10 protein-coding genes are annotated in these 10974 nt (G+C 72.8%); 2 read left to right on the forward strand and 8 right to left on the reverse strand.

Annotation, left to right across the window (positions count from 1 at the left end; genetic code table 11):
• Positions 1 to 2 precede the first annotated feature (2 nt).
• From ABZ459_RS24815 to mshB, 3 genes are read right to left on the reverse strand one after another with little or no spacing between them, the layout of a single operon-like run.
• Positions 3 to 497 (reverse strand): flavin reductase family protein, encoded by a 495-nt coding sequence (locus ABZ459_RS24815; RefSeq protein WP_357974404.1) that lies wholly within the window; start codon positions 495 to 497, stop codon positions 3 to 5.
• Positions 498 to 514: 17 nt separating this feature from the next.
• Positions 515 to 934, reverse strand: a complete 420-nt coding sequence (locus tag ABZ459_RS24820) for a DUF6113 family protein (RefSeq protein WP_357974407.1) — start codon at positions 932 to 934, stop codon at positions 515 to 517.
• A gap of 11 nt (positions 935 to 945) precedes the next feature.
• Positions 946 to 1875 (reverse strand): N-acetyl-1-D-myo-inositol-2-amino-2-deoxy-alpha-D-glucopyranoside deacetylase, encoded by a 930-nt coding sequence (mshB, locus tag ABZ459_RS24825; RefSeq protein WP_357974410.1) that lies wholly within the window; start codon positions 1873 to 1875, stop codon positions 946 to 948.
• A 44-nt stretch (positions 1876 to 1919) separates the two neighbouring features.
• On the opposite strand from mshB, the gene ABZ459_RS24830 reads away from it, so the two are divergent.
• Positions 1920 to 3986 (forward strand): prolyl oligopeptidase family serine peptidase, encoded by a 2067-nt coding sequence (locus tag ABZ459_RS24830; protein ID WP_357974413.1) that lies wholly within the window; start codon positions 1920 to 1922, stop codon positions 3984 to 3986.
• Here ABZ459_RS24830 and ABZ459_RS24835 read toward each other — a convergent pair.
• Positions 3983 to 4846, reverse strand: coding sequence for a hypothetical protein (locus ABZ459_RS24835; protein WP_357974417.1), 864 nt, complete (start codon positions 4844 to 4846; stop codon positions 3983 to 3985). The two genes, ABZ459_RS24830 and ABZ459_RS24835, sit on opposite strands and share 4 nt — an antisense overlap.
• A gap of 47 nt (positions 4847 to 4893) precedes the next feature.
• On the reverse strand, positions 4894 to 5322 hold the full coding sequence (locus ABZ459_RS24840) for a MarR family transcriptional regulator (protein ID WP_357974420.1): 429 nt from the start codon (positions 5320 to 5322) through the stop codon (positions 4894 to 4896).
• Between the two features lie 64 nt (positions 5323 to 5386).
• Here ABZ459_RS24840 and ABZ459_RS24845 point away from each other — a divergent pair, with 64 nt between their 5' ends.
• Complete coding sequence (locus ABZ459_RS24845) at positions 5387 to 6262, forward strand: MBL fold metallo-hydrolase (RefSeq protein ID WP_357974423.1); 876 nt, start codon at positions 5387 to 5389, stop codon at positions 6260 to 6262.
• On the opposite strand, the gene ABZ459_RS24850 is transcribed toward ABZ459_RS24845, so the two are convergent.
• Genes ABZ459_RS24850 through ABZ459_RS24860 form a run of 3 tightly spaced genes read right to left on the reverse strand, consistent with a single transcriptional unit; the run spans position 6259 to position 10935 of the window.
• Positions 6259 to 8013 (reverse strand): ABC transporter ATP-binding protein, encoded by a 1755-nt coding sequence (locus tag ABZ459_RS24850; RefSeq protein WP_357974426.1) that lies wholly within the window; start codon positions 8011 to 8013, stop codon positions 6259 to 6261. The two genes, ABZ459_RS24845 and ABZ459_RS24850, sit on opposite strands and share 4 nt — an antisense overlap.
• A 2-nt stretch (positions 8014 to 8015) precedes the next feature.
• Complete coding sequence (locus ABZ459_RS24855; protein WP_357974430.1) at positions 8016 to 9704, reverse strand: ABC transporter ATP-binding protein; 1689 nt, start codon at positions 9702 to 9704, stop codon at positions 8016 to 8018.
• A gap of 55 nt (positions 9705 to 9759) precedes the next feature.
• The gene (locus ABZ459_RS24860) at positions 9760 to 10935 is read right to left on the reverse strand and encodes an MFS transporter (RefSeq protein ID WP_357974433.1); all 1176 of its coding nucleotides are present in this window, start codon (positions 10933 to 10935) and stop codon (positions 9760 to 9762) included.
• Between the last annotated feature and the right edge of the window lie 39 nt (positions 10936 to 10974).

Here is a 10974-nt window from a genome sequence, read left to right on the forward strand (position 1 = left end):
GGTCAGAGGTTCTTGTACCGGCCGTCGTGGTAGAGCAGCGGCGAGCCGTCCGCGGGGGTGCCGAGGGCCGTCACCTGGCCGAGCACGATCGAGTGGTCACCGCCGTCGTACACCGCCGTCGTGGCGACCTCGACCGTGGCCAGGGCACCCGTGAACAGGGCCACCCCCGACTCCCCGCGATGGTGCTCCCACCGGGCCAGTTGCCCGTTCAGCGGACGGCCGCGGTGGGCGAAGAAGCGGGAGGCGTCCTCCATCGAGGCGTGCAGCACCGACACGCCCCACACTCCGGCCTCGATCACCGCGTCGTGGAAACGGGCCACCTTCTCGGCGCAGAAGAGCACGAGCAGGGGGTCGAGGGACACCGACGTGAAGGAGTTGACGGTCATCGCGTGGTCCACGTCGCCGAGCCGGGTCGTGACGATCGCGACTCCCGTGGCGAAGCGGCCGACGACCTTACGGTAGTTTCCCGGGTCCACATGCCGCTCTATGGAATGCACGACGTTACTTTATGCCTCTACGTCGGATTCTTTGGAGGTGGGTATCCCCGCAACAACCACGAACCCCCGCCGGATGAGGGCGAGAACATGAACGCCACCACAAGAGCCAGCAAGCCGCCATACAGGTAGACGTACCCCGCCGCACCCTGAGAGATCACCAGATCCCCGGCACTGAGTTCGAGCGTGAACGGCATCGTCACCAGCAGCCAGCCGAGCCCGACCGCGAACGCCGCCAGCTTCGTGCGCATGAGCCTGGCCGCGCCCAGCGGGAGGAGGAACAGTGCGAGCACCCACCCGATCGCCACCCACGGCACGGCGCCCTGCTGGTCGAGCGGGTGCGTGAACCCGCCCACGACGCCGAGCACGACACCCAGCACGAACAGCATGCCGTACGCCGCCCCGCCCAGCGCCGACTCCGCCTGGCTGCGATGTTCCATGGGGAACGAGGTTAGTGGATGCCCGCGAAGAGATCGTTCTCGCGGTTGTGCGGCTCGCCGAGCCCACCGGCGTCGACCGGCGGCCCGGGCACCGGCCGGCCGGGCACGCCGATGGCCAGGACGAAGTGCTCCACACCGAGCACCTCCTGCCCGATGTTGTTGGACAGGGCGTACCACGGGCCGTCGACGGTGATCTGGGTGGCGTGGGCGCGCATGGCCTCCCGCTTGTTGCCGACCCAGGGGCGGGCGTCGATCTCGGTGGTGATGTCCTCGTCGGGGCTGCCGAAGGGGATGTCGTCGACGTCCTCGACGAGGAAGCCGGTGCCGGAGTCGTGCATCGCCTCGGCCGTGCGCCGCATGACGGACCTCGGCACGGCCGTGTGGTAGAACTTCGCGATCTGCCACGGCTCGTCCTGGCGCGGGGCGGGCCGGCCGCCCGGGACGTAGTCGGGCTTGGCGGCCAGCTCGAAGGCGCGGCGGGCCACCCGGTGGGCCTGGATGTGGTCGGGATGGCCGTAGAAGCCGTTGGCGTCGTAGGTCACCAGCACCTGCGGGCGCACCTCGCGGATGACCTTGACCAGCTCGCCGGCCGCCTCGTCGAGGTCGGCCTGCCAGAAGGCGTGCGGCCGGTCGTTGGTGGCGACGCCCATCATGCCGGAGTCGCGCCAGCGTCCGGGTGAGCCGAGGAAGCGGTGGTCCTCGACGCCGAGCGCCTGGCAGGCCGCCGCCAGCTCCCCGATCCGGTACGGCCCGAGCAGGTCGTCGCGGTCGGCCGCCAGGTGGGCGAGGTCGGCGGGGATGACCTCCCCCTCCTCCCCCAGCGTGCAGGTCACCAGCGTGACGTGGGCGCCTTCCGCGACGTATTTGGCCATGGTCGCGCCGGTGCCGATCGACTCGTCGTCCGGATGGGCGTGCACGAGCAGGAGGCGGCGATCAGTCATAGTCATGAGCGTAACAATGGCTGGATACTGGCAGGATTGAGCCCATGAGTGAGAGCTTCCCGCGACTGTCGGCAAGGACCCGCCGGTTCACCCTGGGAGTGCCCAGGGGGTTCACGATCTCCCCCGACGGCGGACGAGTGGTCTTCCTGCGGACGAGGTCCGGCACCGACCCGGTCACCTGCCTGTGGGAGCTCGACACCGAAACCCACGTCGAACGCCTGGTGGTCGATCCCCGCACCCTCCACGCCGACGACGAGGACCTGCCGCCGGAGGAGCGGGCGCGGCGCGAGCGCAGCCGTGAGGCGGCCGGCGGCGTGGTGGCCTACGGCGCCGACGCCGCGCTGACCAGGGCGGCCTTCGCCCTGTCCGGCGGGCTCTACGTCGTCGAGCTGGCGAGCGGCGAGACCCGCAGGCTGGAGACGCCGGGCGCGGTCATCGACCCCCGGCTGTCCCCCGACGGGCGGCAGGTCGCCTACGTCACCGGCGGCGCCCTGCACGTCCAGGACCTCGACTCGGGGCGCGGCGAGGTGCTCGCCACGCCGGAGTCGCCGACCGTCACCTACGGCCTGGCCGAGTTCATCGCCGCCGAGGAGATGGACCGGATGCGCGGCTACTGGTGGTCGCCGTCGGGCGACGCGCTGCTGGTCGAGCGGGCCGACGAGGAGCCGGTCGACACCTGGTACATCGCCGACCCGGCCAACCCCTCCCGTCCGGCCGTGGCCCAGCGCTACCCGGCGGCCGGCACGCCCAACGCCCGTACCGAGCTGTTCGTGCTCGGGCTCGACGGGTCGCGGGTGGCGGTGCCGTTCGAGGAGGAGTACCTCACGACGGCCGCCTGGGACGACCACGCGCTGTCGATCGTGACGATGACGCGCGACCAGAAGACGCTGCGGCTGTTCTCCGTCGATCCGGCGACCGGCGCGTCCACGCTGGTCCGCGAGGACACCGACCCGGCCTGGGTCGACGTCGTGACCGGCGTGCCGGCGCACCTCGACGACGGCTCGCTGGTCTGGGTGGCCACGTCGGAGGGCGGCCACCGGCTGTTCGTCGGCGACCGCGCGGTCACGCCGCCCACCCTGCAGGTCCGGTCGGTGCTCGACGTCGACCACGACAGCGTGCTGTTCAGCGCCAGCGGCGGCGACCCGACCGACATCCACCTGTGGACCTGGGACGGCCACTCGCTGCTGCCGGTCTCGACCCGGTCCGGGGTGTTCTCGGGGCGGATGTCCGGCGGCGTCGGCGTGTTGTCGGAGCAGAGTCTCGACGCCGAGGGCGTCTCGACCACGGTGGTGCGGCGCGACGGCATGGCGGTCCCGATCCCGTCGTACGCCGAGCGTCCCGGGCTCGACCTGCGGGTGTCGCTGGGGCGTTCGGGCCGCCGGGAGCTGGCCACGGCCGTGGTGCTGCCGTCCTGGTACGAGCAGGGCTCGGGCCGGCTGCCGGTCCTGATGGACCCGTACGGCGGCCCGCACGCCCAGCGGGTGCTCAACCGGCGCGGCGCGTTCCTGGAGAGCCAGTGGTTCGCCGAGCAGGGCTTCGCCGTGATCGTGGCCGACGGCCGCGGCACGCCGGGCCGCGGTCCCGCGTTCGAGCGGGCGGTGCTGGGCGACCTGGCGACCCCGGCGCTGGAGGACCAGATCGACGCCCTGCAGGGCGTGGCCGAGCAGTATCCCGACGACCTCGACCTGTCGAGGGTGGCCATCCGCGGCTGGTCGTTCGGCGGCTTCCTGGCCGCGCTCGCCGTGCTGCGGCGTCCCGACGTCTTCCACGCGGCGGTGGCCGGCGCGCCGGTGACCGACTGGCGGCTGTACGACACCTGCTACACCGAGCGCTACCTGGGCCACCCCGACGAGCAGCCCGAGGTCTACGACAACTCCTCGCTGTTCGCCGACGCGCCCAAACTCGAACGCCCGCTGCTCCTGGTCCACGGCCTGGCCGACGACAACGTGGTGGCCGCCCACACGCTGCGCCTGTCCTCGGCGCTGCTCGCGGCCGGCCGCCAGCACAGCGTGCTGCCGCTGTCGGGCGTGACGCACATGACGCCCCAGGAGGTCGTGGCCGAGAACCTGCTCCTGCTCCAGGTCGACTTCCTGAAGAAGGCGCTGGGCTAGGCGGTCCGCAGGGCGTCGAGCAGCCTCGACGCCCCCAGACCGATCAGCACGACCAGCCCCATGACCACCAGGAACACCCACAGGGGGGCGCCGAGGTAGGCGAGCAGGCCCTGCGCCACGGCCAGGATCAGCACGCCGAGCACGGTGCCCGCCACACCGGCGCGCTCGCCGTACGGGCTGGTGCCTCCAAGGAGGACGGCGGCGAGCGCGAACACGGTGCTGTAGAGCCCCTGGTCGCCCGGGGGCGCCGCGCCGAGACGCAGGAGCAGCGCGATGCCGCCCGCGGCGGCGAGCATGCTCGACCCGGCGAGGCCGAGCACCGCGCCGGGCCAGCCGGCGCCCAGCTCCTTGCGCACCTCCTGCCGGTTCCACAGCAGGCCGCCGGCGATCGAGACGACCGCGAACACGGCGAACCCCAGCGGGCCGGGATAGAGCGCGGCGGTCGCCAGCGGGATCGCCCCGTCGCCGAGCAGCGCGACGGCCAGGGCCTCGCACACGACGGCGGCCCCGAGCGTGACGGCCCAGGCTGGGGCCGACAGCAACATCGTGAACACGCTCATGGCGGCCCCCAGGAGCCCGGCGAGCACGAGCGCGAGCAGCATCGCCAGCGGCAACGGCACCCCGGCGCCCGCCGTGAACGCCACGAAGGCGCCGCTCGCGGCGGCGACCGCGCCCACGGCCAGATTGGGCGTGCCGGTGCGCAGCGACAGGCCGAACCCCATGACGATCAGGCCGAGCTGCCCGGCGTGGGCGAGGATGTCGAGCAGGCGGTCACTCACCGTAGTGATCAGGACGAGCGCCAGGCCCAGCAGGGCGAGAAGTGCGAGCACGCCTTCCCATGCGCGCTGCCAGGTGCTCACTCCGACGATGCTGACAGCGCCGGACGATCATCGCAACCCCGCGGGCGCTACCGCGGCGCCGCCCGCTCCAGCAGCCCCTGGAGCACGGACTGCTCCTCAGGCGTGAGCGCGGCCAGCGGCGAGCCCTCGGTCAGCAGGCCCAGCAGGCGCTCCCGCAGGCCGGCGCCCTCCTGGGTGAGCACGAGCAGCTTGGCCCGCCGGTCGCCCGGATGGGGGCGGCGCTCCACGACCCCCTGCCGCTCCAGCCGGTCGATGACGAACGTGGCGTTGGAGGGCTCGCACCCCATGCGCCCCGCCAGGTCGCTCATGGTCATCGGGCCGGTCAGCTCGCGCAGCGCCACCGCCTGGGCGGTGGTGAGGTCGAGCGCGGCCGCGCGTTCCCTCACGTGCCCCTCGATCTGCCTGGCGAGCGTGCCCACCAGACCGCAGAGGTTCCGCTCGGCCGCGGCCCGCGCTTCGGCTTCGGACGTTGTCATATCCCAAAACTACCTCAAGCTTGGATGTTTGCAGCTTTAAAGGTTCTAGCTGTAAATTTCCACCATGAGCACATCTGAGAGCCTTCGCCTGCGCCGCCCTGCCACCCTCCGGTCGCTGCGGGTCGGCGACCTCAAGGTCACGTTCGTGCCGGACGGGAGCGTGCGGCTCAAGCCGTACGGCTGGCTGCCGGGCACGACCGAGCGCGACTGGGCCGTGCACGCCGACCACCTGGACGAGACCGGCAACCTCGTGGCGGGCATCGGCGGCCTGCTGGTGGAGGCGGGCGAGCGGGCCCTGTTGATCGACGCGGGGGTGGGCCCGGTGCACCAGCCGGACGACCCGGCCGACCCGCTGATCGGCGAGCTGCGCGGCGGCGACCTGCCGGCCAACCTCGCCCGGCTGGGCCGCCGTCCCGAGGACGTCGAGGCGGTGGCCTTCACCCACCTGCACATCGACCACATCGGCTGGGCCTGGCACCCTGCCGCCGGCGGGCCCGCGTTCCCGTCCGCCGAGTACCTGTTCGCCGAGCCGGAATGGACCGAACGCCACCGGACCCTGGACTTCGGCACGCCGGAGGAGGCCCTGACGACCATGGCTCCCCGGGTCAGGACGTTCGGCGACGGCGAGGAGATCTTCCCGGGCGTGCGGGCCACGTTCGCGCCCGGCCACACCGCCGGGCACACGGCCTACACGATCACCTCGGGCGGACAGCGGCTGCTGGCCTTCGGCGACGCTCTGCACTCCCCCGTGCAGGTGCGCCACCCCGAGTGGCCGGCGGGCTCCGACCTGGACCGCGTGGAGTCGACCGTGCACCGGCGGCGGCTGGTCAAGGAGCTGCTGCGACCCGACACGATCGGCTTCGGCATCCACTTCGCCGACGTGGTCTTCGGCCGTGCGCGGGACACGGCCGAAGGACCGGTCTGGGAGCCCGTGGCCTAGGGAGTGGTGGCGGGGGTGCCGTGCCAGCTCGCCCACAGGGCCGCGTACGAGCCGCCCTCGGCGACCAGCTCCTCGTGCGGGCCCAGCTCGGTGATCCGGCCGCCCTCCACGACGGCCACCCGGTCGGCGTCGTGCGCGGTGTAGAGCCGGTGGGCGATGGCGATCACCGTACGGCCCTCCAGCACGGCGGCCAGCGAGCGTTCCAGGTCGCGCGCGGCCCGCGGGTCGATCAGCGAGGTGGCCTCGTCGAGCACCAGCGTGTGCGGGTCGGCGAGGACCAGCCGCGCCAGCGCGAGCTGCTGCGCCTGCGCGGGCGGCACGGCCGTGCCACCGGACCCGACCTCGGTCTCCAGCCCCTCGGGCAGCGTCTCCACCCAGCCGAGCGCGTCGACCGCGGCCAGCGCCGCACGCACCGCCGCGTCGTCCGCGCCGGGGCGGGCGATCAGCAGGTTGTCGCGGACGGTGCCCTTGAAGACGTGGTGCTCCTGGGTGACCAGCGCGACGTGCCCGCGCAGGTCGTCGAGCGGCAGGTCGACCAGCGGCACGCCGCCCACGCTGACCTCGCCGGTACGCGGCCCGTGGATGCCGGCCAGCAGCCGCCCGAGCGTGGACTTGCCGGCCCCCGACGGGCCCACCATGGCCAGCCGCTCGCCCGGTTCGACGGTCAGCGACACGCCGTGCAGCACGTCGCGGCCCTCGCGGTAGGCGTACCTGACGTCGTCGGCCTTCAGCAGCTCGCCGGCCGGGCGGGCGGCGGAGGGCTCGCGGTCGTCGGGCACGTTGGCCACGCCGAGCAGCCGGGCCATGGCCGCGCCGCCCACCTGGAGCTCGTCGATCCACATGAGGAACCGGTCGAGCGGGTCGATGAGCTGCTGGGCGTAGACCAGGGCGGCGGTGACCTGCTGGACCGTCACCCAGTCGTTGGTGTAGAACAGGCCACCGACCAGGAGCGTGGAGACCACCGGGATCACGTAGCCGAGCTCGACCGCGGGGAACCAGATCGTCCGCAGGCCCAGGGTGTAGCGCTCGGCGGCGTAGGAGCGGCGGATGTCGCCGTCGGTGCGCTCGCGCCGGCGTTGCTGGAGGCCGAGCGCCTCCACGGCCCGCGCGCCCTCGACGGTCTCGGCCAGACCCTCGGTCATGTCGGCGTACGCGGCGTTCTCGCGCAGGTAGCCGTCGCGCGCCCGCTGGAGGTACCAGCGGGTCGCGAACCAGATCAGCGGGCCGGCGACCAGCATCGGCAGCATGAGCTGCGGGCTGACCAGCACCAGCGCGCCCATGGTGATCACGAAGGTGACCAGCGCGATGAGCGTCTCGGGCACGGCGTGCCGGACGGTCCTGGACAGCGAGTCGACGTCGCGGGAGGTACGGGTGATCAGGTCGCCGGCGCCCGCCCGCTCGACCGTGGACAGCGGCAGGCCGAGCACCCGGTCGACGAACTCCTCGCGCAGCTCGGCCAGCACCCTCTCGCCCAGCCTGGCCGAGGCCAGCACGGCGAAGCGGACCAGCAGGCCCTGGAGGAACAGGAACGCGCCGATGACGACGGCCACGAGCAGCCCGTCGACCTCGCCGCCGTCCTGGACGGTCTGGACCAGGCTGCCGAGCTGCCACGGCACGACGAGCCCGGCGACGGCGGCCAGGCCGTGCAGGGCCAGGGCGACGGTGAGCTGCCGCGGGTACTTCAGCGTCAGCCTGCGCGCGTAGGCGCGCACCTGTTTCCGGTCGGCGACCGGCAGGATCTCGCGGGCCACGGTCAGCCCTCCCCTCGGGTCACGGTCGCGGCGTATTCGGGGGACGCGTCCAGCAGGTGCCGGTGTGTCCCCTCGGCCAGCACCCGGCCGCCGGCCACGTAGACCACGTGGTCGGCCCGGTCGAGCACCAGCGGGCTGGTCGTGCAGATCATGGTGGTGCGGCCCGCGCGCGCCTTGGCCAGCCGCTCGGCGATGCGGGCCTCGCTGTGGGCGTCGACGGCGCTGGTGGGCTCGACCAGGATGAGCACCTCGGGGTCGGCGACCAGGGCCCGCGCCAGGCGCAGCCGCTGCTGCTGACCGCCGGAGAACTCGCGCCCGGCCTCGGACACCTCGGCGTCGAGGCCGTCGGGCAGCGCCTCGACGATGTCCTCGGCGCAGGCGGCGTGCAGGGCCTCGCGCACGTCCTCGTCGGTGGCCGCGTCGCGGACGTCGAGCTCGGTCCTGAGCCTGCCGGTGAACAGGCGGGCGTCGTTGCCGGCGACCAGGATGCGCCCGCGGATCTCGGCCATCGGCAGCGTGGCCAGCTCGACGGCGCCGAAGGTGACGTCGCCCGGCGCGTACCGGCCGAGGCGGTCGGCGATGGCGGCGGCCTCCTCGGGGGCGTCGGCCGCGACGGCGGTGAGCATGCCCGGCTGGAGGGTGACGCCGCTGTAGGAGTCGCGCAGCACGCCGCCGCCGCTGGTCTCGGTGCCGCCGGCGACCTCGGGCTCGATCGCCAGGATGCGGATGACGCGGCGGGCCGCGACATGGCCCTTGGTGAGCTTGTCAGCGGCCTCGGTCAAGGTGCGCAGCGGGCCGATGAGGAAGGCGGCGTAGCCGTAGAGCGCGACGAGGTCGCCGGTGCTGATCTCGCCGCCGACCGCGAACGTGGCGCCGATGCCGGTGACGGCCGCGATGAGCAGACCGGGCAGCAGGATCTGGGCGCCTTCGAGCAGCGACTCGACCCGGGCCACGCCCACGCCGGCATGGCGCACGCGCTGGGACTCCTCACCGTAGCGGCCGGCGAACACGTGCTCGCCGCCGATGCCGCGGAGCACCCGCAGGCCGGCCACGATGTCGGCGGCCCTGGTGGACAGGTCGCCGGTCAGCTCGCGCTGCCGCTTCTGCCGCCGGTGCAGCGGCTTGAGCAGCGGCGAGACGGCGACCGCCATGAGCGGCACGCCGAACAGCACGAGCAGCCCGAGCGGGACCGAGGTCGTCAGCAGGATCACGGTGACCGCGACGATGGCCACGACGGAGCCGACGCCGCGCAGCAGGATGTCCATGGAACTGCCGATGTGGGCGATGTCGGAGTTGCCGACGCTGACGACCTCGCCGGTCGAGACCTTCTTGGGCAGCGTCGCCCCGAGCCTGGCGGCCTGCCGCGCGGTCACCTGAACGGTGCGGTAGGCCGCCGACAACCAGTTGAACACCGCCATCCGGTGCCGCATGATCCCGGTGAAGGCCTGCAGCAGCCCCAGCCCGAGCAGGATCGACGCCCAGGTCAGCAGCGCCCCGGTGTCCTTGGCGGTGACCGCGTCGATGCCCTTGCCGAGCACCGCGGGCACGAGCGCCTGCACCAGCCACCACAGGGTGGCGAAGCCGATGCCGGCGAGCAGGGCACGCCCCTGACGCCGCGCGTTCCACCACAGGTAGCGGAACGGGCTGCGGATGTCGGGCAGGCCGGGATCGGCCTCAGGAAGGGAGCGCATAGCCTGACAAGGTTGACAAGCCATCGACCGGCCCGGCAAACGGTTTTTCGCCTGGCTAACGATCGGGCACGTGCCGGAACGTGCGCACGGTGTAGAGCAAAGTGACCAGGGCGGTCAGCGCGAGCAGCAGGTAGCCCACGGTGTACGACCCGGACGCGCCGTAGACGGCCCCCATCACCAGCGGCGGGAAGTACCCGCCGAGCCCGCCGGCCGCGCCCACGAGCCCCGTCACCGTCCCCACCTTCGACGCCTCCACGAGCTTGGCCACCAGGGCGAAGACGCCGCCCGTGCCGAGCCCGAGGAAGAAGGCGATGAGCACGAAGCACGCCCCGGCGGGCACCTCGGCGGGCGGCCTGAACGACAGCGCGACCGCCATCACGACCGTCCCGGCCAGCGAGATGAGCAGCACCCTGACCGGCCCGACCCGGTCGGACAACGTGCCGCCGATCGGCCGGGCGGCGACGGCGGCGATCGAGAACCCGGCCGCCCGCAACCCGGCGCCCGTCTGGGCGAAGTGGTAGACGTTCTGGAGCAGGGTCGGCAGGTACGTCGAGAACGCCACGAAGCCGCCGAAGGTGACGGCGTACAGGAAGGCGCACTGCCAGGTGGCCCTGAGCTTGGTGGCCTCGCGCATCCTGGGCAGGGCCGGGGCGGTGGCGGGCGACCAGGCGGGCGAGTCGCGGCTGCCGCCGATCATGATCACGCCCATCAGGGCGAGCACCGCGGCCATGAGCAGGTGGGTCGGGAACCGGCCGAAGTCCTCCACCAGGCGGGGGGTGAAGAACGCCGACAGCGCGGTCCCGCCCATGCCGGCGCCGAACACGCCGGTGGCGAACCCTCTGCGGGCGGGCTCGTACCAGGCGTTGACGAACGGGATGCCGATGGCGAACGACGTGCCGGGGATGCCCAGGAGGAACCCCCAGAACAGCAGCCACCCGTACGACTCGGACCAGCCCACGAACAGGACGGGCACGATCGACACGAAGCAGATGATCGCGAACATGCGCCGCCCGCCGAGCCGGTCGGCCAGCACACCCACGGGGATGCGGCCGAGCGAGCCGACCAGCACCGGGATCGCGACCAGCAGCGAGGTCTGTGTCGCGGACAGGTGCAGTTGCCTGCTGTAACTGCCCGACAGGGGACCGATGAGGTTCCAGGCCCAGAACGTCACGGCGAAGGCCGCCGTGGCCAGCGCCAGGTTCCGCACCTGACCTTTACGAAGCGCAGACATACACCCTGTGTAACAGAGGGTCACTATCTGTGATGAAGT

This window comes from Nonomuraea sp. NPDC005692 (genome assembly GCF_040631115.1).
Lineage (GTDB): Bacteria > Actinomycetota > Actinomycetes > Streptosporangiales > Streptosporangiaceae > Nonomuraea.

Excerpts from the sequence above, each read along its gene's own strand:
- ABZ459_RS24820 (WP_357974407.1), bottom strand. The coding sequence starts at position 934 with ATGGAACATCGCAGCCAGGCGGAGTCGGCGCTGGGCGGGGCGGCGTAC.
- mshB (WP_357974410.1), bottom strand. The coding sequence starts at position 1,875 with ATGACTGATCGCCGCCTCCTGCTCGTGCACGCCCATCCGGACGACGAG.
- ABZ459_RS24830 (WP_357974413.1), top strand. The coding sequence starts at position 1,920 with ATGAGTGAGAGCTTCCCGCGACTGTCGGCAAGGACCCGCCGGTTCACC.
- ABZ459_RS24840 (WP_357974420.1), bottom strand. The coding sequence starts at position 5,322 with ATGACAACGTCCGAAGCCGAAGCGCGGGCCGCGGCCGAGCGGAACCTC.
- ABZ459_RS24845 (WP_357974423.1), top strand. The coding sequence starts at position 5,387 with ATGAGCACATCTGAGAGCCTTCGCCTGCGCCGCCCTGCCACCCTCCGG.
- ABZ459_RS24855 (WP_357974430.1), bottom strand. The coding sequence starts at position 9,704 with ATGCGCTCCCTTCCTGAGGCCGATCCCGGCCTGCCCGACATCCGCAGC.
- ABZ459_RS24860 (WP_357974433.1), bottom strand. The coding sequence starts at position 10,935 with ATGTCTGCGCTTCGTAAAGGTCAGGTGCGGAACCTGGCGCTGGCCACG.